At 64.5% G+C, this 23986-nt stretch carries 16 protein-coding genes and 1 tRNA gene; 10 read left to right on the top strand and 7 right to left on the bottom strand.

Annotation, left to right across the window (positions count from 1 at the left end; all coding sequences use genetic code 11):
* The first annotated feature begins 15 nt into the window (after nucleotides 1–15).
* Nucleotides 16–3999: an autotransporter-associated beta strand repeat-containing protein gene (locus llg_RS20370; RefSeq protein ID WP_338286876.1), complete on the top strand. Its 3984-nt coding sequence runs from the start codon at nucleotides 16–18 to the stop codon at nucleotides 3997–3999.
* A gap of 95 nt (nucleotides 4000–4094) precedes the next feature.
* Here the strand turns inward: llg_RS20370 and llg_RS20365 are convergent.
* From llg_RS20365 to llg_RS20345, 5 genes are all read right to left on the bottom strand, one after another.
* Nucleotides 4095–4170: transfer RNA gene (locus tag llg_RS20365), tRNA-Lys, on the bottom strand.
* Nucleotides 4171–4244: 74 nt separating this feature from the next.
* On the bottom strand, nucleotides 4245–5366 hold the full coding sequence (locus llg_RS20360; RefSeq protein ID WP_338286873.1) for a lactonase family protein: 1122 nt from the start codon (nucleotides 5364–5366) through the stop codon (nucleotides 4245–4247).
* Nucleotides 5367–5521: 155 nt separating this feature from the next.
* Nucleotides 5522–6925 carry a glucuronate isomerase gene (gene uxaC, locus llg_RS20355; RefSeq protein WP_338286872.1) on the bottom strand — a complete coding sequence of 468 codons (1404 nt, stop codon included), beginning with the start codon at nucleotides 6923–6925 and terminating at the stop codon, nucleotides 5522–5524.
* 163 nt (nucleotides 6926–7088) lie between these two features.
* Nucleotides 7089–7691, bottom strand: coding sequence for a hypothetical protein (locus llg_RS20350; RefSeq protein WP_338286870.1), 603 nt, complete (start codon nucleotides 7689–7691; stop codon nucleotides 7089–7091).
* A 60-nt stretch (nucleotides 7692–7751) separates the two neighbouring features.
* Complete coding sequence (locus tag llg_RS20345; protein ID WP_338286869.1) at nucleotides 7752–9473, bottom strand: heparinase II/III family protein; 1722 nt, start codon at nucleotides 9471–9473, stop codon at nucleotides 7752–7754.
* Between the two features lie 117 nt (nucleotides 9474–9590).
* On the opposite strand from llg_RS20345, the gene llg_RS20340 reads away from it, so the two are divergent.
* The 9 genes from llg_RS20340 to llg_RS20300 all read left to right on the top strand — a co-directional run bounded on the left by llg_RS20340 (nucleotide 9591) and on the right by llg_RS20300 (nucleotide 17964).
* On the top strand, nucleotides 9591–10544 hold the full coding sequence (locus llg_RS20340; protein ID WP_338286868.1) for an AEC family transporter: 954 nt from the start codon (nucleotides 9591–9593) through the stop codon (nucleotides 10542–10544).
* 27 nt (nucleotides 10545–10571) lie between these two features.
* Nucleotides 10572–11576 carry a zinc-binding alcohol dehydrogenase family protein gene (locus tag llg_RS20335; RefSeq protein ID WP_338286867.1) on the top strand — a complete coding sequence of 335 codons (1005 nt, stop codon included), beginning with the start codon at nucleotides 10572–10574 and terminating at the stop codon, nucleotides 11574–11576.
* 151 nt (nucleotides 11577–11727) lie between these two features.
* A complete protein-coding gene (locus llg_RS20330; protein WP_338286866.1) occupies nucleotides 11728–12147 on the top strand; it encodes a secondary thiamine-phosphate synthase enzyme YjbQ in 420 nt (139 codons plus the stop codon).
* 102 nt (nucleotides 12148–12249) lie between these two features.
* Nucleotides 12250–13233, top strand: coding sequence for a glycoside hydrolase family 43 protein (locus llg_RS20325; RefSeq protein ID WP_338286865.1), 984 nt, complete (start codon nucleotides 12250–12252; stop codon nucleotides 13231–13233).
* 100 nt (nucleotides 13234–13333) lie between these two features.
* Complete coding sequence (nadC, locus tag llg_RS20320) at nucleotides 13334–14182, top strand: carboxylating nicotinate-nucleotide diphosphorylase (protein WP_338286864.1); 849 nt, start codon at nucleotides 13334–13336, stop codon at nucleotides 14180–14182.
* Entirely contained in the window at nucleotides 14179–14940 is a 762-nt protein-coding gene (locus llg_RS20315; protein WP_338286862.1) for a biotin--[acetyl-CoA-carboxylase] ligase, read from the top strand. The genes nadC and llg_RS20315 overlap by 4 nt, the downstream gene beginning before the upstream one ends.
* 220 nt (nucleotides 14941–15160) lie before the next feature.
* Nucleotides 15161–16270: a hypothetical protein gene (locus llg_RS20310; protein ID WP_338286861.1), complete on the top strand. Its 1110-nt coding sequence runs from the start codon at nucleotides 15161–15163 to the stop codon at nucleotides 16268–16270.
* Nucleotides 16271–16322: 52 nt separating this feature from the next.
* Complete coding sequence (locus tag llg_RS20305; RefSeq protein ID WP_338286860.1) at nucleotides 16323–16772, top strand: YkgJ family cysteine cluster protein; 450 nt, start codon at nucleotides 16323–16325, stop codon at nucleotides 16770–16772.
* 76 nt (nucleotides 16773–16848) lie between these two features.
* Nucleotides 16849–17964, top strand: a complete 1116-nt coding sequence (locus llg_RS20300) for a hypothetical protein (RefSeq protein ID WP_338286859.1) — start codon at nucleotides 16849–16851, stop codon at nucleotides 17962–17964.
* A 164-nt stretch (nucleotides 17965–18128) separates the two neighbouring features.
* Here llg_RS20300 and llg_RS20295 read toward each other — a convergent pair whose 3' ends face one another.
* Entirely contained in the window at nucleotides 18129–18833 is a 705-nt protein-coding gene (locus tag llg_RS20295) for an SDR family NAD(P)-dependent oxidoreductase (protein WP_338286858.1), read from the bottom strand.
* A gap of 240 nt (nucleotides 18834–19073) precedes the next feature.
* Entirely contained in the window at nucleotides 19074–23777 is a 4704-nt protein-coding gene (gltB, locus tag llg_RS20290) for a glutamate synthase large subunit (protein WP_338286857.1), read from the bottom strand.
* Between the last annotated feature and the right edge of the window lie 209 nt (nucleotides 23778–23986).

The raw sequence follows: 23986 nt of genomic DNA, 5'->3' as shown, positions 1-23986 counted from the left end.
ACTTCCTCCCGCCCCATGCCCGCGTCCCTCCGATCCTTGGGTCTACCCTTTGCCGCCGTCCTGCTCGTCCTTGCGGGCACGGGAGGCGTGGCCCGCGCCGAAGCGGTGTCCGATCTCGTGGTCGGCTACAGCGCCACCTGGCGGTCCGGCATGGGCGGGACCGATCAGACCAACGCGGCGATCTACAACCAGATCGCCGGGGCAAACGGGATTGCCGCGAACAGCGGATCGCCCCACCGCCAGAACGTGGTCGCCACGAAGGAATCGGCGTTCGATGCCACCAACGTGGTGGACTGTGGCGCGATGATCGGCTGGATGGAAAACTACGACTCTCGTATCACGGACGTGCTGGCCGTGGCCGACAATCTCGGGGCAGACCTCGTCACCTACATCGGAGACATGTATGACAACGGTGCCGCGGCCCAGGCCGAGCAGCCCGGCCGCTACTCTTGCTACGAACAACAGTGGTGGTGGATGAACGTGGCGGCGCACGAGTCTGGCGGGCACAACTTTGGTCTGGACCACCGCGACGGAGTCCAGAACCCGAAGACCATCATGCTGCACAACTATTGCACGGGAGGGTCGAACGGCTTCTATTCCAATCCCAACATCTGGCTCAATGGCATCCGGCTGATCGGCGTTGGCAGTTGCCTTGGCGGAACGGCGGGAGCAGGTGGGGACAACACCTATGCGCTCAGCACGAGCGCCCAAGGGGTGGCGGACCGCCGCGAGCGGCTGGTCTATGGCAGCGACATCGGCTCCGTGCAGTACCGCTGGCAGTTCAACCAAGCGGCGGGAGCGGCGCCCGCGGGCACGGTCGTGGCTGGCACCGGTGGCAATGCGGTTGTCCGCGGCAATGGAGCCACCTTCACCGGCAGCGCGTTGCGGCTTCCCGGAGGCACCACCGGGAACGTGGCGGGAAGTTCCATTGCCGCCTACGTGGACCTGCCGAACGGAATATTTTCCGCCATGCCGAACTTCACCATCGAGGTGTGGGCCACCCCGCTCTCCGCGAAGAACTGGATGCGCATCCTCGACATCGGTCGTACCACGGAGACCGGGGACGGCACCGGAGCGGCGGGCGAATACACCCCTACCGCTGCCAGCCCGGCGCCGGGGGGCACGAGTTCCTACGATGACATCATGCTCAGCGGCTGCATCGGCACCGATCTCAATTGGCAGCGCTTCGAGGCCAAACTCGGTGGCGCGGGCGTGGTCACCGCGGACTCGAATATGGGTACTACCGCGGGTGCCATGCACCACTACGCCATTACCTTCACGGACACCACTACCGGTGGCACCATCAAGTGGTTCCGGGACGGTGTGTTGGTGAAAGCGCTGAACGTCACCTTCCACTCGGCCTCGCTCCACGACGTGAACAATTGGCTGGGACGTTCGTTGTGGAGCGGCGATGACATGGCGAACATCGACTACCACGACGTCCGCATCCAGAACATCGCGCTCGCGGATGGCAAGGTGGCTGCCAACTATCGCATGGGGCCGAACAACGCGAAAGCCACCTTGTGGGCGAACGACGGCTGGGGGAATTCCGGCTTCACCAGCGGCGCGTGGGAATTCGGCAATGTGCCGAGCCCCGTCCGGGATTACGAGACCGGCACCATGCGTCTGATTACGCCGTGGACGACGACGGACTCCACCTTTCCCGGGAAATCGCTGACGGTCACCGGAGGCAATTTATATCTGGCGGGGAAGGATGCGAACACCGTCACCGTGAGCGATCTCCGTCTCGACGGAGGCACCATCCATTCGCTCGGCGATGGCGGCAGCAAGCAAGTCCTGGCGGGCCAGATCACGGTGCAAAATTCGAGCCTCAACCAGATCCGTGGCGAGTGGGGTGAGATGGTCATCTCCGCGAATATCGTGGGCACCGACCAGTGGGACGGGATGTTGTATACCGAGGGTGCGGTCACCCTCACCGGCAACAACGCCAACTACCACGGTGCTACCATTGTCGGCGACGGGCGTTTCGGCACCGTGAGGATCAGCAGCGAGACCAACCTGGGCGGCAATCCCTACTGGTTCGGCGGCGCATGGCTGGAGCTGAACCGTGGCATTCTCGAAACGACGCAGACGATGACGATCGATGACGCCAACCGCGGCATCTGCATCGGGCCGAGCGGTGGCTTTCTCAATCCCTGGCAAGGCACCACGCTCACCATCGCCAGCCCCATCAACAGCCCCGCCGCGGGTAACACGCTGCAAACCGCGCCGATGGACAGCAATCCGATCATGGGCATCCTGTTCGTGGGTGGTGGCGGCACCGTTGAACTGACCAACCCGAACAACTCCCACAACGCGGAGATGCAGATCACCTGGGGGGAAATGAAGCTCAGTGGCAATGGCCGCCTCAACAACGGCGACCACTGGATGCCATTCCTGATCAACGGCACCTTCACCGACAACAGCGCGCAGGACCAGACCCTGCGCGGCGCGATCTCGGGGAATGGCGTGATCGTGAAGGGCAATACCTCGACACTCAACGTGAACGGCTCGAATCCTTTCACGGGCAGCGTGACGGTCAATGGAGGCACTCTCTATGCGAATCCGGGTAACGCGGCAACGGACCGTGCCCTGAGCTACGCTGGCATCATCACCGTGAACAGCGGCGGAACCTTGCGTGCGGGAACCAATGGCCTGTTCGGCTGGGACGGCACGCAGGAGAAAACCATCACCGTGAATGCCGGGGGGACGCTGACAGCGAACGGCGGGCTCACCAGCGATGTCGGTGTTGGCACGGTGATCCTCAACGGAGGCACGCTAGCCACCCTCGCTACCGGAGCCACCGACTGGGGCTCGTGGCGCTTTGACAATGCCACGGACAAACTCTCCGTGATCGCGGACTCCACCGTGAGCGCTACCAATGTGAAGTTCGGCAATGTCGCCGCCACGATCGACGTCGCGGCGGGGAAATCCCTCAACTTCACCGGCACCATCACCGACACGACCAGCGGCGGCATCAGCTACCTCACGAAAGGTGGCGGCTCCGGGACGCTCGTGCTCGCGGGCACGAATACCTACACCGGTGCCACCGCGGTCAATACCGGCACGCTGCGGGTGAATGGATCGACCGCGGCGGGAAGCGCCGTGACCGTGGCCGGTGGTGCCACGCTCGGCGGCAGTGGCACGGTGAGTGGCAGCCTGTCCTTCACGTCCTCGGCGATCCACGCGCCGGGCAATCCGGCCGGCACCCAGACGGTGGGTGGAGCGTTGGTCTATGCCAATGGTTCGCGTCTGCGCTGGACCCTACCCGTGAACAGCAACGCCACCGGGGCTGCCAGCCGGGTCAGTGCGGGCACGGTGAGTGTCACCAGCGGCGCTCTCATCGACTTGGCCTTCAATGCCCCGGGCAGCAACGTCAATTTCACGGACTCCTTCTGGTCGCAGACCCGAACTTGGAACGTGATGAGTTGCACCGGCAAATCCGGCAGCTTCGCTCTGGGCACCGTGAGCACCGATGCCGGTGGCCGTCAGCTCAGCAGCTACGGCACGCTTTCCCTCCAGCAGAGCGCTACCTCGTTGGACGTCACTTTTACCCCCTACACGCCGACCGAACTCTGGCGTCAGTCGAACTTCGGCATCAACTGGAACAATTCGGCGATTTCCGGAGATACGGTGGACGTGGACCGCGACGGCCTTTCGAACCTCTTGGAATACGCCGTGGGAGCCGATCCCAACACTGCCGATTCAAGCGCGGCTCCGAAGGTAACCGTGTCCGGAGGCAAATTGAAGATACTCTTCAACCGCAACACCTCGGCGACCGACCTTGTTCTCTCGGTTGTGGCCGCGGACACACCGACCGGACCATGGACCGCCGTCGCCAGAAGCACGAATGGAGCGGCATTCTCTGTTCTGGCCGTTGGAGCTACGGTGCAGGAGCAGGGGAGCACGCCGCTCAAGGCCGTGCAGGCCGAGGACATCTATCTCGTTCCGGATGCGTCTCATCCGCGGCGTTTCATGCGGCTGGAAGTGAGCAGGTGAGCGAGGAGAGTGCCCTCCCGGTGTTTTGCCGTCGTGTCAGATCGGTAAAACCAAAAAAGGCTTAGGATTGCTCCTAAGCCTTTTTGGTTGGAAAGTGGTACCCCGTCTAGGACTCGAACCTAGGACCAATTGATTAAGAGTCAACTGCTCTACCAACTGAGCTAACGAGGCGTTGGTAAGTTGCACCGCTTGCGGCGCGCCGCAAAAATCAACGTTTCGCGGAAAAATGCAAGTCGTTTCTGGAATTATTTTCGCCCCACGACGAAGAGGATGCAAATCGGATTCGGGCAAGCGGTTGGCTCACCGGGAGTTCCGAGTTTTCCGGTGGTGGGATCGAGCGGCAGGGCGGTCACGGTGTTCGTTTCCTGGTGGGCGCAGAGCAGCCACTTGCCACCCGGGGCGATCTTGAAGTGACGCGGGACCTTGCCGCCGCAGGAGGCGTGCTGGACGAGCGTGAGCTTGCCGCTGTCCGCATCACGCGAGAAGACGACGATGGAGTCGTGGCCGCGGTTTGAGCCGTAGACGAACTTGCCGTCAGGCGAGATCTCGATTTCGGCGGTGGTGTTCTCGCCGCTCCAGCCTTCGGGCAGGGTGGCGATGCGCTGGACCGGCTCGAGCTTGCCACCGTCGTTGCGACAGACGGTGACGGTGTTGTCGAGCTCGTCGATGATGTAGGCTTGGCGTTCGTCCGCGGTGAAGGTCATGTGGCGCGGGCCTGCACCGGGTTCGGTGGCGGTGAAGGTGGCCTCGCCGAGCTTGGAGGTGGCGGGGTCGAAGGCGTGGTTCCAGACCTTGTCGAGGCCGAGGTCCGGGACGTAGAGGCGGTTGTTGGCCTTGGTGAAGTAGACGCCGTGGGCGTGCGGCTTGTCCTGCCGCGGGAGTCGCGGACCGGTGCCGGTGTTGGTGATCACGGAGGCGACGCTCTCCGGCAGGCCATCGGCATCGAGGCGGACGGTGGAGATACGGCCGTCGCCGTAGTTGGCCACGGCCATCGTGCGGGCGGTGCCGTCCAGGGAGAGGTGGCAGGCGCCGCGACCGCCGGTGGAGTGGTCCTTGAGGAGGGTCAGCTTGCCGTCGGTCTCGATCTTGAAGGCGGCGATGGAATCGGTGCGGTCCTCGTAGGGCGTGGCCGGGGTGCCGGTGCAGTAGAGCAGCGGCTTTTCGGGATGGAGGGTCAGGAAGCCGGGCTGGCGGTAGGTGGCGGCCAGGGTGACCTCGCCGAACTTGCCATTGTCCGGATCGAAGGTGGTGCGGTAGATGCCTTGGCTGTTGCCCTTGCCTCCGGTCTGGGTGCCGAGATAGACGGGAACGGGGGCTGCGAGCAGCGGCGCGGCGAAAAGCAGGGTGAGGGCGAAGGGTTTGATCATGACCGGGTGTATTCGGGAATGGAGGAGAGGATCTTTCGTCAGGAAAGCCGGTGGAGCGACTTCCCGGCGGAGGCATCCAGCAAAAAACCGTGCGGCAGTCATGACCACCGCACGGTAGAAGGGGACTTGTAAGTGAAATCGGCGGATCTGGAACCTCAGACGTTCAGGTCGAAATGCCGGTTGGCATTGCCGAAGCAGACGTCGCGGATCAGGCCGGAGAGGGCTTCGAAGTCGTCCGGCAGCTCGCCTCGGTCAGCTTCGGTGCCGATCAGGTTGCAGAGGATGCGGCGGAAGTACTCGTGGCGCGGGAACGACAGGAACGAGCGCGAGTCCGTGAGCATGCCGACGAAGCGCGAGAGCAGGCCGGTGGAGGACAGGGCGTCGAGCTGGAGTTCCATGCCGTTCTTCTGGTCCGCGAACCACCAGCCGGAGCCGAACTGGATCTTGCCGGGCACGGAGCCGTCCTGGAAGGCGCCGGTGAGGGCGGCGAAGAGGTAGTTGTCGGACGGGTTGATGTTGTAGAGCACCACCTTCGGCAGTGCGCCTTGGGAGGCCAGCGCGTCCAGGTAGGTGACCAGCGCGGAACCCTGGCGGGTGTCGCCGATGGTGTCGAAGCCGCTGTCCGGGCCGAGGCGGGAGGCCATGGCGGAGTTGGTGTTGCGGAAGGGGCCGAGGTGGAGCTGCTTGGTCCAGCCGCGGGCGGCATCGAGCTGGCCGAAGAAGACCATCAGGTAGAACGAGAACTTCTCCTTCTCGTCGGCGGTTACTGGCTTGCCGGAGCGGGCCTTGTCGAAGATCAGCGATGCTTCGGCGTCCGTGCAGGCCAGGGCGGGGCAGCGGTCCAGGCCGTGGTCGGACAGGCGGGCACCGGCGGCGTGGAAGTCGTCGTGGCGCTTCTGCAGGGCGGCCAGCAGGTCGGAGAAGGTGGCGATGCTGGCGTCCGCGGTGGTTTCGAGGCGCCCGAGCCAGCCGTTGAAGAGTTCCGGGCGGTCGACCTGGAACACCTTGTCCGGGCGGAAGGTGGGCAGCACCTTGGTGCTGAAACCGGAAGCCGCGATGGTGGCGTGGTCGTCGAGGTGATCGGCCGGGTCATCGGTGGTGCCGACCATCCGGACGTCGAACTTCTTCAAGATGCCGCGGACCGAGAAATCCGGGTCGGCGAGGCGGGCATTGGCGGTTTCCCAGATCTCATCGGCGGTGGCCGGGGACAGGAGCTTCTCGATGCCGAAGTAGCGGCGCAGCTCGAGGTGGGTCCAGTGGTGGATCGGGTTGCGCAGGGTGTAGGGCACCGTTTCCGCCCAGGCTTGGAACTTCTCGCGCGGCGTGGCGTCGCCGGTGATGAGCTCCTCGTTCACGCCATTGGCGCGGAGCAGGCGCCACTTGTAGTGGTCACCGCCCAGCCAGAGATCGGCGAGGTTTTCCCAGCGGTGGTCGGTCGCGATCTCGCGCGGGGAAAGGTGGCAGTGGTAATCGAGGATCGGCTGGTCCTTCGCGACCTCATGGTAAAGGCGGCGGGCGGTCGGGGAGTGGAGAAGAAAATCGTCGTCCAGATAGGCCATGGTGCGCGGAGAATGGGCGGGTCGAAACTTCCGTGCAAGGACCATTCGAAAGTTGGGTGCAATTTTTCAGAGGGCAATCCGAACTGCTTATGGTGTCCCGCCTGATGGATTGCCGGTTCTTCGGCGAAAAGCTCCACCCAGCACGCAAGGCAGGAGCCTCGCGCTACTTACCCTCCTGCTTCTTCAGCCGGTCGAGCAGGCCATTGACCCAGATCAGGGTGGGGATGGCGAGGGCCGCGAGCGTCAGGTAGAGGCCGGGCAGCGGCTTGGTCTCGACGTCGAGCATGGCGGCGGAGGCGAATCCCGGGTCCAGGCCGGCGGAACCATCGAGGCGGGTTTGCTCCGAGGCCCGGCCCGAGAGGGATTCCGTGAGCTTCTGTTTGGCCGGGAAGCCATTGCCCCACTGGATGCAGATCAAGGTCAGGGCCATGGCGCAAAGGACGCCGGTGAGCCAGGTGTGGCGCGGTGAGCCCGTGCGCAGCGCGAGGAAAGCGAACACCACCGCCGCCGCTACATCCACCAGCGCCACGGCGATCAACGCCGCATGGCCGAGGGATTCCTTCTGGCGTTCCTCGGCCACCGGGAGGTTTATCTGGATCGCGGCGGGCTTCGGCTTCATCTCCTCGGAAGGGGTGGACCTGCCGGTGATGGTCTGGAAGCCGGTTTGGGTGGCCACGCTTTTGCCGCTGCAGCGGATGTCCATCCACGGCAGGAAGAAAAGCACCAGGGCCGAGAGGGCTGTTAGGAAGTTGATCTTGGCGAACATCGCTGGGTCCATCACAGGACAAGCGCCGCGTGCCCGCAATTCCAATCGGGACCACGGGTTCTACTTCGCGGAAATGTGGACCTTGAGGGAGACTTCGGTGGCCTTGGGGGTTTCCACGGAAAGAATGCGGAAGCCGGTGTTCGGTTTTTCCTTCTCCGTGGGAGGTTTGGCGTCGGCGAGCTTCCAAGCCACGCCCTCGTTGGGCGTGGTGAGCACGAGCTGGTGGCCTTCTTTTTCCAAGGTGGCGGTGCGGCCGTCGAGTGTGACCTTGGCGTCGGTCACGGCCTGCCAGCGGACGGGGCCGGTGGGGTCCTTGAGGGCATCGGTGAAATCGATCTCATGCTTCCCGCCGTTGAAGGCGATCTTGCGCAGGGCTTCCTTGCACTGGTCGGTGTAGGCGGGGCTGAGGTCGATGGTGAAGGTGGTGGCACCATCGCGTTCCTGGAAGGGGTTCACCGGGCAGGACGCTGCCTTCGGGTTCTGCAGTCCGCCGCCGATGACGAGGGTGTTGTGCGAGAGATTCTGGAGGCGGAAGTAAGTGAAACGCTGGCTGCCGAAGTAGCCGGGCATGTTGTAGTCATCCGAGCCGAGGTCGTGGAACCAGCGGCTGCCAGCCCAATCGAGCACGAAGGAGCCGCTGTCCATGTGCCCGTGGGAGGCGGCGGGCGTGCCGCCCTTGATGCCCAGCCAGAGCGCGCCCGGCGACCAATCGCTGCGGAGGAAGGCCAGTGATTGCTCGCCGCGGTAGATGGCCTTGGTTTCCGGCGCGGCGGCCTCCTTCGCGGGAGGCAGCCACAGCAGGGTGAGCGGCAGGAAGCGGTCTGACGGCGGCTTCTTGTCGCTGTAGCGGCGCTGGATGAGATCCCGGACACTCTTGATGGCGAGGGCATCGCCGGTGCGGGTGGCGAGCCAGGTTTGTGCGGGGGACACCTCGGCTTGGCCGGGACCGGCATCGGCGTAGTTGAATGGCATGCCGCTGGAGCCGGTGGAGTGGATGAGGAAGCGGCTGGTCTGTTGCCACAGCGGCTCCAGTTTCAATGGGGCATCGCGTTCCTCCACAGCCATGGCGAGGATGTGATAGGAGCTGCCGTAGTGCCAGTAGGCGGGGCCTTCCGGATAGGCTCCATCCGGCTTATAGAAGCTCTCGCAGGCTTTGATGACATCGCGGGTGTGGGTGAGGATCGGTCCGGCCTGCTCGGGTTTCACGTCCTGGATGGCATCCGCCGCGAGCATCAGACCACCATTGCAAACCTGCGCCCAGTTGTTGGTGGCGCGGTTCCACCAGCCCGGAGGCTTCTCCGGCAGGGCGGCGATGCCTTTCGCAGACAGGGCTTCCTCGTAGCGCTTCCGCTGCTCCGGGGTGAGGTCCGGATAGAGCCAATCGTAGCCGATGGCGACCGCGGTGGCCATTTCACCGACGTCGAGGAAGTGTTTCGGGTTCCAGTCCTGGAAGGCGCAGACGGCATCAAGTTCCTTCACGCAGCGATCGAAATACCGGCGGTCCCCGGTCATCCGCCAGGCGTAGGCGGTGTGCAGGGTGTGGGCGATGGCATTGCGGGAGGCTCCCAGCAGGCGCAGGCCGTCCGGGATCTCATAGCGCACGGGTTCCTCGGTGAGCGTGCGGTCGGCGCGGCCCATGGCCTTCTCATGCAGCAGCTTCGCCACGGGATCGGATCCGAGCCGGGATTTCAGCGGTCCGACGGCGTCAGCGGGCATGAACAACCGCGGGTGGGCAGGCACAGCGGCGGCAAGGGGCAGGGTGGAGGCGAGAAGAATGGACAAAAAGCGCACGCAATTGGAACGGGACCAGGAGCCGGGATGTTTCAAAGGGAGGCGGCATGGACGGCCGACCGGTAGTTCGGGGTTGTGTCCCGGGGCCGCGGGGACAAGGCTCCGCCGGTGCTTTCCACGAAAGAGATCATCTGGTCCGTCCTGCCGCCGTATTTGCTTCTGCTGATCGGCGTCATCCTGCGGCGGGTCGGAGTTCTTCGCCGAGACCACGATGAGGCGACCATGCACGTGGCCTTCCACGTGATGTATCCGTGCTTCCTGTTGGACAAGATCCTCGGGTCGTCGGCGGTCCGGAACCTGTCCGCGGTGACGTGGCCGATCGCGGTCGGTTTCCTGCTGCCGGTGGCTGGGATCGCCATCGGCTGGGTGTTCGGAAAGCTGATCGGCTTGGAAAAGGGCACCGGGCGGCGGACCTTCGCCCTGTCCTCGGGCCTCCAGAATTTCGGCTACACCGCGATTCCGGTGGTGGAAAAACTGTGGTCGGCGGGTGCGGTGGCGGTGCTGGCGGTGCATAATCTCGGCGTGGAGCTGGCGGTGTGGTCGGTGGGCGTCATGCTGCTCAGCGGCTCCAATACCTTCCAGTGGCGGAAACTGGTGAATGGTCCGGTGTTCGCGGTGGTGGGCGGTCTTCTGTTGGTGGCGACCGGGATCGACCAATCGATCGTGGGTCCTCCCCGCGAAGCGATCCACATGCTCGGTTCCGGGGCCTTTCCGGTGGCGATCATGCTGACCGGCGCGATCTTGCTGGATCTGGCGAAAAACGAGCGTCCGTCGTGGAAGGTGGTGGTCGGTGGCGCGCTGGTGCGGTTGGTCCTATCCCCGCTGGTGATCCTTTCCGCGGCGAAGTTCCTGCCGGTGGCGATCGAGTTGAAGCAGGTGCTGGTGGTGCAGGCGGCGATGCCTGCGGCGATGACGCCGATCCTGCTGGCCCGCCTCTACGGCGGACGCGCCGGGATCGCGGTGCAGGTGGTGGTGGCCACCACCGTGCTGAGCCTGCTGACCATCCCGTGGGTGATCACCTGGGGCTCGGCTTGGGTGGGATTGAAACCGGGGTTGCACTGAACCCGGTCCCTGGCGAACGATGGGCGCATGAAAGCCATCGGCGCCACTTCCGCGGATCGTTCCAGCCTCACCTTCATCGACCTCGCCGAGCCGGTGCCCGGTCCCCACGACCTGCTGGTGAAAGTGGCCGCCGTGGCGGTGAACCCGGTGGACACGAAGATCCGCAAGACCCTCGGTGGCTCCCTCGAGCCCCGCGTCCTCGGCTGGGACGCCGCGGGCACGGTGGTGGCGGTGGGTTCCGAGGTGGCCGATTTCCGCGTGGACGACGAGGTGTTCTACGCCGGTGACGTGACCCGGCCGGGCTCGAACTCGGAGCTCCAACTCGTGGACTCCCGCATCGTGGCGCACAAGCCGACGACGATCGGTTTCGCGGAAGCCGCGGCCTGGCCGCTGGTGTCGCTCACCGCCTGGGAGTTGTTGTTCGAACGCATGGGCGTGGACGAGCACGGCGGCGATGCGGGCAAGGCCCTGCTCGTCATCAATGGCGCGGGCGGCGTGGGATCGGCGCTGATCCAACTCGCAAAACACGCGGGCCTGGAAGTCATCGCCACCGCCTCCCGCGAGAATACGGAAACGTGGTGCCGCGACCTGGGCGCGGACCATGTGGTGAGCCACCGCGAGCCGCTGGCCCCGCAGCTCTCCGCCCTCGGTTTTTCCGAAGTGCCCTTCATCGTGAACCTGCACGAGCCCTCTGCCTACTGGCAGCAGATGGGCGAGCTGATCGCGCCGCTGGGGGCGATCGGGATGATCGTGGAGCCGCTGGAGGCGCTGAAAATCGGCGATCCCTTCAAGGCGAAGTGCGTCCGCATCGCCTGGGAGTTCATGTTCTCCCGCTCGAAGTTCCAGACCCACGACATGTCCCGCCAGGGGGAGATCCTTGAGGAAATCGCGTGCCGGATCGAAGCCGGCCAGCTCAAGCCGTTGATGACGCGAAACCTCGGCACGATCACCCCGGACCACCTGCGCGAAGCCCACGAGGCGCTGGAAGGCGGCAGCGTGTATGGCAAGTGGGTGCTTGAAGGGTGGGCGTGATCGACTCGATTGAAGGCGGCCGACTCCGACAGAATTAACAGAATTCTCAGAATTTACCAAAACCATGAAGCCTGCCTTCGAATCTGAAAGCCCGGGTTCTCCTTTTTGTGAATTCTGGAAATTTTGTTAATTCTGTCCTGAAACGCCGACCATGCCTGCCCACGCCGAATCCCTCGAACTCCACCCCCGCGGAAAAGGCACCTACGAGATCACCTCGGAGGTGGCGGGGATTGTCGCCCGCTCCGGGATCTCGACCGGCACCGTCACGGTCTTCGTCCGTCACACCAGTGCCAGCCTGGTGATCATGGAGAACGCCGATCCCAGCGCCCGGCGGGATCTGGAGGTGTTCTTCGACAAGCTGGTGCCCGAGGATACCCCGTGGTTCATCCACACGCTGGAGGGGCCGGATGACATGCCCAGCCACATCCGCATGGCGCTCACGCGCACCAGCGAGGTGGTGCCGGTGGTTCGCGGGCGCATGACGCTGGGGACTTGGCAGGGGATTTTTCTCTTCGAGCACCGCCGCGCGCCACACCATCGCGAGATCGTGGTGAGCGTGGTGGGGGAGTGAGAGGCATCTGGTGAAACGGGCGATAAATCGCCGAACCGGATTTCGTTTGAGGGATACACCCCGTCCTTCGTTCCGAGGCGGGAGGTTTTGCTCTCCTTTCCGATGTCCGTGATCCGTTTCTCCCTCCGTCGCCTCGCTCTTGTCATGCTGCTCGCCGTTCCTCCTGCAGCCGTTGCGGATGAATCGTTCTCTAATCCCATCAATCCCGCCGCCGATCCCTGGATGGCGTATGCGGATGGCGCGTATCGTCTGGCCACCACGCAGGGGACGCGGGTGAGGCTGTGGTCGGCTCCCACCGTCGCCGGATTGAAGAACGCGGAACCGATCACGATTTGGGAGAAGGGCAGCGGTGTCTGGGCCCCGGAGTTTCATCGGTTGCAGGGGCCGAGGGGCCTGAGATGGTACTGCTATTTCACCAAGACCGATGGCGAGGACCAGCGCCACCGGATGTTCGTGATGGAGAGCAAGACCGGCAGGATCGAGGGCCCGTATGCCGAGCCGGTGCAGATCCGCACCGATCCGAAGGATGAGTTCTACGCCATCGACGGCAGCGTCTTCGAAACCGGCGGCAAGCTCTACTTCCTGTGGGCCGGCCATCCGGGGCATCGTCTTTTCATTTCGGCCATGAAGGACCCCTTCACCCTCGCGGGCTCGCGGGTGTTGATTCCCGCCTCCGGTTTCGGCTGCGAGGAGGTTCGCGAAGGCCCGTTCATTCTTATCCACCAGGACCGTGTCTTCCTCACCTACTCGGCGTGCGATACCGGGAAGCCGGACTACAAGGTCGGTTATCTCTGGATGAAGAAGGGGGATGATCCGATGAAGGTGGCATCGTGGACCCAGCGACCCGAACCCCTGCTCCAGAGGAACGATGCCGCGAATGTCTACGGTCCGGGGCATCACAGCTTCTTCAAGTCCGCCGATGGCAAGGAGGACTGGATCGCCTACCACGCCAAGACCACGGCGGAGTACACCTACAAGGGCCGCTCCACCCGGGTACAGAAGATCGAGTGGGATGCGGAGGGTTTTCCCAAACCCATCGTTCCGGTTTCCTTGGAAACTCCGTTGAAGGAGCCGGGGCGGAAGTGATGGAGGTGGCTTGGGCCGAAGGCCGCAAACGAGCAAATGCTTATGAGGCGATTGACGAGCAACCGCTTGCGCCCGGCGGATTCCCCGTTAGATTCCCGCCGTGGAAGCCTCCGCCCGCGTCCTGATCGAACTCGCCTTGGCCGAAGACATCGGCCTCGGTGACGTGACTGCTTCGTATTTCGTGCCCGCCGACCGGCAGGCGCGCGCCATGATCGTGGCGAGGAAGGAGGGCGTGATTTCCGGAGTCGACATCGCCCAGATGGTCTTCAAGGAAGTGGACGTCGCCCTTGAGGTGGAGATCCTGCTTCCAAATGGCAGCCGCGTGTCCGAAGGCGCGGTGATCATGTGCATCACCGGTCCCGCCCGCTCGATCCTTACCGCGGAGCGCACCGCCTTGAATTTCCTCCAGCGGCTCAGTGGCGTGGCCACCGTGACTGCCCGCTATGCCGATCTGGTGAAGGGCACCCAAGCCCGCATCCTGGACACCCGCAAGACCACCCCGGGCTACCGGAAGCTGGAAAAGCGTGCCGTGCTCAATGGCGGCGGCATCAACCACCGGATGGGTCTCTACGATCGCGCGATGGTGAAGGACAACCACCTCGTTGCCGAGGGCGGCATCGCCGAGATCCAGAAATCGATCCATCGCCTGAAGGCCGACCACCCCGAGGTGGAGGTGGAGCTGGAAGCCGACCGCCTGGATCAAGTGGAGGCCTTCCTGGAGCTGGAAGGGGTCGACCACATCCTTCTCGACAACATGTCGCCCGAGCTGATGCGGAAGGCGGTGGCGATGCGCGGCGACCGCCACAAACCCTATCTCGAAGCCAGCGGCAATGTGAACCTCGCGACCGTGCGGGTGATCGCTGAAACCGGTGTGGATTTCATTTCGATCGGCTCGTTGACCCACTCCGCGCCCGCGCTCGACCTGGGCATGGATTTCGTCGCGCCATGAACGCGGTGGAGGAGTTTGCGGCGGTCGGTCCGCTGTTGCCAGATGGCATACGGCTGTTCATCCGCGAGGAGATCGATTCGACCAATGACGAGGTCCGCCGCCTCGCCAATGCGGGAGCGGCCGATGGAGCGGTGGTGATCGCGAACCGGCAGATCTCCGGTCGGGGCCGTCGCGGGGCCGCGTGGGTGTGTCCGCCCGGGGAAGCGCTGGCGTTTTCGGTGCTGGTGCGTCCGGTGGAGCCGGTCGGCCTGTGGCCGCGGCTCGCGCTGGCGGCCGGACTGGCCGTGGCCGAGGCTCTGGAACTCCATGGCGTGACCGCCGGGATCAAGTGGCCGAACGATGTGTGGATCGATGGCCGGAAGGTGTGCGGCGTGCTCGTGGAATCCGGTGGCAACCACGTGGTCATCGGCATCGGGGTGAATGTGAACGTCGGGGAGTTTCCCGCGGAGCTGGCGGACAGCGCCACCTCGCTGCGTCTGGAAACAGGCGAGCCGGTGGACCGCGCCGGGGTGTTCGCGGAGATCCTGCGGCGTCTCGATATCCGGCGGCATCAGATCGGCGCGGATTTCCCGTTGCTGCTCGATGCGGTGCGTTCCCGCTGCGTGCTTACCGGCGAGCGGATCCGGCTGGTGTCCGCGGATGGTCCGCGTGAGGGCTTCTGCGAAGGCATCGGAGCGGGGGGCGAGCTGCTTCTTTCCGTGGACGGCCAGATCGAACGCCTCCTCCAGGCGGACGAGGTGCGGGTGGTAGGGCGCTGAGCGACTCAAGGAGTGGCGGATTTCGATCCGCCATGTTTGGTGCGACATGCATGACTCTTTGATTCCCGGTGACCCCACGGTTCCGATGGTCGCGAAGCCATTGGAGATCGCTTCCCGAAATGGCGGATCGAAATCCACCACTCCCAGTGACTGGAAGCCCGGCCTTTCGTCACCCGAAACCACCTGACAGCCGCCGCTTGTCCGCCTATCTTCGTAGCGGGTGCTTGTTTCCCATCCAACCGCGCTGAAAGGGGAAGTCGTCTTCTTCCACGCCTTCGATGTCGCGTATGAACTCAAGCGCGTGGACCTCAATGTCCTCCTTGGCAAGCCGCTCGTGCCCCACCAGTTGGGCATTTCGAAGGGCAGCCCGCGCCAGCAGTTGTTCTACCTGCCGCGCATGGCGCATCTCGATCCGGTGACGCTGCCGACTCCGCTGGGCGATGCCACCGTCGAGCGCATCGTGAAGGTGCTGCCGATCGGCGCGGTTAGCATCACCCTGCGCGTGCCGTTCGCGGTCGGCTCCTTGGAAGACCTGATCCCGTTTCACCAGCCGTCGTTCGCCGAGGGCGTCATCAAGGCCCATGCCTTGGAACTCGCCGAGCAACTCCGGGCCGAACTCGCACCCCTGGCCGTCCGGCCCGCGGCGGAATTGCCGGAAGGCGAGGACTACCAGGTCTATTGTCTGGAGACGCCGGACGAGGCATTCAACAGCGCGGACTGGTTCCGCTCCCACCGCCGCACCATCGCCGCGCTGGTGACCCAGGAAAGCGAACCGCAGCGCCTGTCCCACCAGGAGGCCCGCGAATCGACCTCGCGCTACCTCACCTACTACCAGACCGACCTGGTGGTGGCGGACTGGGACGCGGCGCTGGTGGTGGACCGCCCCGGCGAGTTCGAGGAGGCGCTTTATGCGATCGAGTTGGCCAATCTCCAGCTCGAGGAGCTGATCGCCTACGACCGCATCATCGATGCCGCGTTGGAGAAATCCTATACCGACCTCCTGAGTCCGTCGCGCCCATCCCGCCGCAAGGACCTGCTACCCCACCTGCGGGAGGTCCGCATCGATCTGGCCCGCTTCAGCGACGAGATCTCGAACATCACCAAGTTCTTCGGCGATTGGCACCTCGCGCGCCTCTACGACACCGTTTCGAAGCGCTTCCACCTCGCCGACTGGCACCACACGATCGACGACAAATTGAAGACCCTCGATAACCTCTACGAGATGCTCAAGCAGGAGCACAACCACCGGGTGATGCTGGTGCTGGAGGCGGCGATCGTGCTGATGTTCGTGATCGACATCATCCTGCTGCTCGCGGAGCTGGGGAAATGAGCCGCCGCATCGGGCATTGACCGCGGGCCGGGGAGGGGGGCAACGTCCCGCCATGTCGGATGAGGCCATCGCCGCGGTGCGCGAGGTTTACGCCGCGCTGGCCGCCCGGCCAGTGTCGCGGAACTGCACCGGCGTATCGCAGTGCTGTCGCTTCCGGCTCAATGGCCGCACGCCGTTCCTTACGAAAGGGGAGGCGCTGGTGGCCGCGCGGGCTTGGCGCGCGGCGGGCAGGAAGGAGGTCGTGCCGCCCGCGGACGGTTCGTGCCCCTTCCTCGGGAAAAACGGCCTGTGCCAGATCTACGACGGCCGCCCCTTCGGCTGCCGCACCCATTTCTGCGAGGCGGCGGGTGGTCCCTATGCCCGGAACGAAGTGCGGGACCTGATCCAGCGGCTCGAGGAGATCGACCGCCGACTCGGCGGCAATGGCGGGGTCAACCTGCCCGTGGCCGTGGCGGAGGCGATGGAGTCCCTGCCCGGTGGTAAAAAGCAAAGACGGAGATAGGTCATGCCCGTGGCGGAATGATCACGGTGTTATCGCTGGGCAAGCAGCTTTTCGGGCGATAGGCTGAATGTCACATATGATTGATTTTCAGTGCAACCATTGCCATGCGGTCATCCATGCCCGCGACGATGTTGCCGGAATGACGGCGAAATGTCCCCATTGCCGCGGAGAGGTGGTGGTGCCCGCGGCGAGTTCCGCGCCGGGCGGGATGGCAGGGTCGCCGTCGCCCGAGGTGAAGCGTGCGGCGCGATGGGGCAACTCCGTGTTGATCGTCCTGGTTTCCACGGGGATCGCCTTGGCGATGGTTCTCGCTGCCATGGTGATGACGGATCGGAGTGGCGCGACACCGGCGCAGATCGCCGGACATTCGACCGTTATGCTGGCAGGCGGAGTGATCCTCGCCGTGTTGGCCGGACTGGTCGGAGCGGTGGTCATGCAGGTATACGATCGGTCATTCATCCGGGGATATGCGCTAACCTATTCGATTAGCGCCGTCGTCATCGCCGTCATGGGCGTGGGAGCGATATGCACCCTGAAGCCGGTCAAGGGTGGAAGCGAAGCGCCGGAGCCGGTGGCCCACATCGACGTTCCACAGCAACAGGCGGAGCCGCCGCAGCAGCAGGTTCGGCCCGAAAAGCGCCCCGCCCCGGAAGGCATCCAGCTTTCGGAAGAGAGTGTCCAAACCCAGAGGCTGGGTGTGATGATGAAGGCTTACATCAAGGATTTGGCCGCGATTGCAGCCCGACACAATGACGAGAGGGAAAAGAGCGGTATTGAGAAACTTTTCGATGCCAAGAGGCTGTTCGCGGACAAGGGCTTTATTGAAAGCCACGGCCTGTTGAAAAAGAGCCGCGAGCTTCTGATCAAGCGCAAGGCGGAGCAGGAGGAGTTGCTCAACGAATGGCCCCGGAGGTTGGATGCGGCGGGCATCACCGGAGATTATAAAATCAAAGCCTTGGAGACGTTGAACCAAAGTAACGGGCTCCGCACCCTGACGGTCGAGTCATACAAAATGGAGCTTCAGACTTTGGGCCACGCGACCAACGCCGTGAAGTTTCTGGAGGAGTCCAAGGGGCGCTGGATCGAGAAGGACGGGAATTTGTATTTCAGGACCGATGCGGACCTGAAGACTTTCCAGGACCTGATGACCAAGGTGAAGGAAAGTGCCGGACAGAAGAGTGGCGCGCGCTAGGGTGCGGGGAAAAGTAGTAACAAGTTTTCAACTTGTGAGTGGGGCAGGTGCACCTCGGTGGAGAGCGGCAAATGTCCCACGAACTTCATCGCGGTTCTTTCTTGGGATGATTCCCGCTAGTAAGGAAAGTCAGCTCCACCCACTCACAAGCAAGAATGCTTGTACTACTGCGGCTGGTCCGAACTGCGAAGCTGGATGTCTCCGATCTCCACGTGGGCGGGGGCTTCCAGGATGGTGAGGATGCAATACGCGACGTCCACCGGAGTGAGCATCTTCATGTGCGCGCGGATGCCTTTCAACGTCTCCTCGCGGCCCAGGAAATAGGTTTCCAACAGCGGCGTGTCGACGAAGCCCGGGGACACGCTGGAGACCTGGATCTTCGAGCCCGCCGCCTTCAGCTCGTGGCGCAGGGAATCGGTCACGGCCCGCACCGCGAACTTCGTCGGCGAGTAAAAGCCACCGGTCGGCGGCACTCGGTGGCCGCTCATGGAGGACACATTCACGATCCGTCCGCCATCGGCCGGGAAATGACGCAGCGAGAGCTGGCAGCAGAGCGTGAGGGCCAGCACGTTCACGCGCCACATCTCCTCCCAATCGGCCGGGTTGCCATTGATGATCGGGGCGAGGTGGGCGATGCCGGCGGAGTTCACCAGCGCGTCGATCCGGCCGAGGCCGCGGAACACGGTGGAAACCTCGTCCCGCTGCGACAGGTCGGCCACGATCGGGCTGACGTCCTCCGGCAGTGCGGAGGGGCGGCGGGTCACGCCGAGCACGTTCGCACCGCGATAGACGAGCTGTTCGCACAGCGCGCGGCCGATGCCGCTGGAGGCACCGGTGACGAGGATGGTCTGACCTTGGAGAGGAGACATGGGTGGCGGTGGCTTCTACGGCGGATCAGGACGGTTTCATTCCCGCCCCCAACAAAACGAGCAGCACGCCGAATGCAATCGGGAAGAGCTCTTCGTTTGTAGTTCCCCGTTCACCGGGGCGTCTGACGCGTCGCTGCCGCAAGAGGCCGCCTGAAGGCGGGACTACGAACGAAGAAACAAAAATGGCGGCCCTGATCGGGGCCGCCATTTTGGGAATCAGGATCTGAAGGCCGGGGGGGCTTACTTCGCCACCGCCGGGATGGAGGCGGCTTCGTGCTTTTCCTCGGCTTCTTCCAGCGCGGCGCGCTCCTTGGCGATCACGCGGACGAATTTGGAGGCGGACTTCTGCCAATCGGCGAGGAGTTCTTTGGCGCGCGGGCTGCCGGTCTTCTCGGCGTGCAGCTCGATGAGGCCCTTCAGCTCGGCCAGGTCGGCCTCGCGCTTCATCGGCAGGGCCACGACCATCTCGGAGTTCACGCGGGAGTAGAAGCGGTCGTCGATGTCATAGACATACGCCGTGCCGCCGGACATGCCCGCGCCGAAGTTTTTGCCGGTCTTGCCGAGGATGACGACGGTGCCGTTGGTCATGTATTCGCAGCCGTGGTCGCCACAGCCTTCGATGACGGTGGTGGCACCGGAGTTGCGGACGCCGAAGCGCTCGCCGACGCGGCCGTTGATGAACGCGCGGCCACCGGTGGCACCGTAGAAGCAGGTGTTGCCCGCGATGGTGTTGGTGGCGGCTTCGAAGTTGGCGTCCTCGGAGACACGGATCAGGATCTCGCCGTCGGCCATGCCCTTGCCGACGTAGTCGTTGGCCTCACCGATGAGCTCCAGCTTCACCCCGCGGACGAGGAAGCAGCCGAAGGACTGGCCGGCGGTGCCGCGGCAGGTGATGTGGACAGAGCCCGCGGGCAGGCCGCGGTCGCCGTAGGCTTCCGCGATGCGGCCGCTGAGGCGGGTGGCGATGTTGCGGTCGGTGTTGACCACGTCGTAATCGAGCTTCACGCCCGCGCGGTCCGGCAGCACCAGCAGGGCTTTGCCGATTTCGTCGGACACGGCGGTGGCGCCGTATTCCGGGGCGTCGGGCAGGGCATTGCCGGTGATCGCCTTGACCAAGTCGGAGAGGATCTGGATGTCGAGGGACTTCTTGGAAATACCGTCGTTGCGCTCCTGGGTGCGGATGCGGGCGATCGTGTCCGCGGGGACGCCGGTGGCCTCCGCGAGGGTCGGGATCACGTCCTTGAGGATCGGCGCGAGGTCGAGCGAGTTCGCCTTCGGGTGATCCGGGACATGGCGCTGCTTGAGGTATTCCGGGCGGCCGATGAGGTCGTCCAGCTTGCGCACGCCGATGGAGGCCATGACTTCACGCACCTCCTGGGAGACGCCGTTGAAGAAGTTGATGACCATCTCCGGGGTGCCCTTGAACTTGGCGCGGAACTTCGGATCGGTGGTGGCGATGCCGACCGGGCAGTTGTTCAGGTGGCACTTGCGGACGTAGACGCAGCCCATGGCGATCATCGCGATGGTGCCGAAGTTGAACTGCTCGGCTCCGAGCGCGGCGGCGATCACGACATCGCGGCCGGTGCGCAGGCCGCCGTCGGTGCGGACCGTCACGCGGTTGCGGAGGTTGTTGATGAGCAGCGTCTGTTGGGCCTCGGCGAGGCCGAGTTCCCACGAGGAACCGGCGTGCTTGGTGGAAGACAGCGGGGAGGCCCCGGTGCCGCCTTCATGGCCGGAGATCAGGATGTTGTCCGCGGAGGCTTTCGCCACGCCGGCGGCCACCGTGCCCACGCCGGACTCGGCGACGAGCTTCACGGTGATGCGGGCGCCCGGGTTCACTTCCTTCAGGTCGTGGATGAGCTGCGCGAGGTCCTCGATCGAGTAGATGTCGTGGTGCGGCGGCGGCGAGATGAGCTGCACGCCGGGCTGCGTGTTGCGCAGGCGGGCGATGAGCGCGTTGACCTTGTGGCCGGGGAGCTGGCCGCCCTCACCGGGCTTCGCGCCCTGCGCCATCTTGATCTCCAGCTCGTCGGCATTGACCAGGTAGTAGGCGGAGACGCCGAAACGACCGGAGGCGATCTGCTTGATGTAGGAGCGGGCGAAGTCGCCGTTCGGATACGGCTTGAAGCGCACCGGGTCCTCGCCGCCCTCGCCGGAGTCCGACTTGCCGCCGATGCGGTTCATCGCGATGGCGAGGGTTTCGTGGGCTTCCGGGGACAGCGCGCCCAGCGACATCGCCGCGGTGGTGAAGCGCTTGCGGATCTCCTCGATGGACTCGACTTCCTCGATCGGGATCGGTCCGGACGCGGCCGGGGCGAACTCGATGAGGTCCTTGATGGCGACGGGCGAGCTTTCGAGGGTGACCTTGACGTAATCGTCGTAGTCCTCGTGCTTCCCGGTCTTCACGAAGGTGTGGAAGTTCTTGATGACCTCGGTGGTCAGCGCGTGGCGCTCGCCGGACTTGCGGTAGCGGTTGTAGCCCGGATCGCCGAGGTTGAGCGTTTCGCCCGCGGCCACGGTGGCCTCGAAGGCGGCGCGGTGGCGCACCAGCGATTCCTCCGCGATCTGCTCGAAGCCGATGCCGCCGATCTTCGATGAAACGCCGGAGAACGAGAAATTGATGACGTCCTTGCCGATGCCGACCGCTTCGAAGATCTGCGCGCCCTGGTAGGAGTTCAGCACGCTGATGCCCATCTTGGACATGATCTTGAGCAGGCCCTTCTCCAGCGCCTTACGGTAGTTGGTCATCGCCTTGCCGACGCTGATCTCGGCCTTGCCCTTGGCGGCTTCCTGGTGGACCAGGTTGCGGACGGTGGCATAGCCGAGATACGGGCAGACGGCGGTGGCGCCGAAGCCGAAACAGCAGGCGATCTGGTGCACGTCACGGGCTTCACCGGTCTCCACCACGATCGAGGTGCGCATCCGCTTGCGGACGCGGGTGAGGTGGTGGTGGACGGTGCCGATGGCGAGGATGGTCGGGATCGCGACGCGGTTCGAGGACGTGCCGCGGTCGGAGAGAACGAGGATGTTGTAACCGTGGTCGACGGCGTTCTCGGCCTCGGTGCAGAGGACGTCGAGGCGCTTCTTCAGACCGGCCGCGCCTTCCTTGGCGTCCCAGGTCATGTCGAGCGTGCTGGCGGGGAAGCCGTGCATGCCGAGCTGCTGGACCTTCTCGAGCTCGTGCTCGAAGAGAAGGGCGGATTCCAGGTTGATGATCCGGCAGTGCTCCGGAGTTTCATCCAGGAGGTTGCGCTCCGGTCCGAGGCCGGCGGAGAGCGACATCACGGCCCACTCGCGGATCGGGTCGATCGGCGGGTTGGTGACCTGGGCGAAGAGCTGCTTGAAGTAGGTGTAGAGCAGGCGCGGGTAGTGCGAGAGCACGGCCAGCGGGATGTCGTCGCCCATCGAGAAGACGGCTTCCTGCGCGCCCTTCATCATCGGCGGGAAGACCATGTCCAGGTCCTCCTGCGTGAGGCCGTGGGCGACCTGCTGGCGGGACAGCTCCTGGGCGGAGTAGTCCACGTCCGGGGCGTGCGCGTCCGGGGAGACGAACTTGCGCAGTTCGAGGCGGTGCTCGTCGATCCAGCGGCGGTAGGGCTTCTGCTGGGCGAGTTCCTCCTTGATCTGGCGGTCGTACTTCAGCTCGCCGGTCACGGTGTTCGCGGAAAGCATCTGGCCCGGGCCGAGGCGGCCCTTGCGGACCACGGTGGAGTCCTCGATGACCACGGCACCGGCCTCGGAGCCGATGTAGAGGATGCCGTCCTCGGTGAGCTTGTAGCGGGACGGGCGCAGGCCGTTGCGGTCGAGGGAGGCGCAGAGCTTGGTGCCATCCGTGTAGACGAGGCCGGCCGGGCCGTCCCACGGCTCCGAGAAGGAGCGATTGTACTGGTAAAAGGCACGGAGGTCGTCGGAGATCTCCTCGTCATTGCGGTAGGCCGGCGGCACGAGCATGCACATGGCGTGCTCCAGCGAGCGGCCGGAGAGGACGAGCAGCTCGAGCGCGTGGTCGAGCGAGGCGGAGTCGGACTCACCGTGGCGGATCAGGTCGCGGACCACCGCGATTTCGTCGCCCCACACCGGGGACGCGAAGAATTCCTCGCGGGAGGTCATCCAGTGGCGGTTGCCCTCCACGGTGTTGATCTCGCCGTTGTGGCACATCATGCGGAACGGCTGTCCGAGCGGCCAGGCGGGGAAGGTGTTCGTCGAGAAACGCTGGTGGTAGAGGGAGATCGCCACCTCGTAGTCCGAGTCCTGCAGGTCCAGGTAGAACCCGCGCAGGGCGGCGGGCATCGCCAGCGCCTTGTAGGACAGCAGGCGGCTGGAGAACGACGGCATGTAGAAGTTCGCTATCTCCTTGGTGAGGCGCTCGATCTCGCGGCGGGTGAGGTAAAGCTGGCGCTCGAACTGGTCGGCATCCCAACCGGCGGGCTTGAGCATCAGCAGGTGCTCGACCTGAGGGCGGCTGCTGGCGGCGACCTTGCCGAGGGCATCCACGTCCACCGGCACTTCACGCCAGCCGATGCGGGCGATGCCGCGCTTTGACAGCACGTCGTTGGTGATCGACTTGATCTGCTCGATGGCCTTGGCGTTGCCGAAGGGGAAGAAGAACACGCCCACGGCCAGATCGGCGTCGTTTTCCAGCGTGGTGCCCAGCTTGGCGGCGGCCTTGCGGAACAGCGGGAAGGGGATCTGGGTGAGGACGCCGGAGCCGTCGCCGGTCTTCATGTCCGCGTCCACCGCGCCGCGGTGGGTCATGCAGCAGACGGAGGTCAACGCGTAATCCAGAACCTGGTACGAACGTTTTCCCTTCAGGTGGGCGATGGCGCCCATGCCGCAGTTGTCGTGCTCTTGGGAAAGCTGGTGCAGGGAGCCTGGCACCAGCGGCGTGCTCGTGTGGTAGAACGGATTCATCGTTTCGGCCTGGGACAGCAAACGCCGCGCCATGCGGCGGTTGCAGCTCAATGAGGGCCCCGGACGGAGAATCGTACCCCGATCCGGGGCCGGGAAATGAACTTCAAGCCGGGCCGATTGCCAAGCAGTAATAGAGGGGCATTTGACCGTTTCCGGGGTCCTCCGTGCGGTTTTCGGTCAAAGGGGCGGTAAATTCACTGAATCGGGCGAAATACCCCGGATGGAACCGTGAAAACGCCGCC

This window comes from Luteolibacter sp. LG18 (genome assembly GCF_036322585.1).
Taxonomy (GTDB): Bacteria; Verrucomicrobiota; Verrucomicrobiia; order Verrucomicrobiales; family Akkermansiaceae; genus Luteolibacter.
Note: the sequence above shows the minus strand (reverse complement) of the source record. Positions and strands in the feature narration are given on the sequence as shown.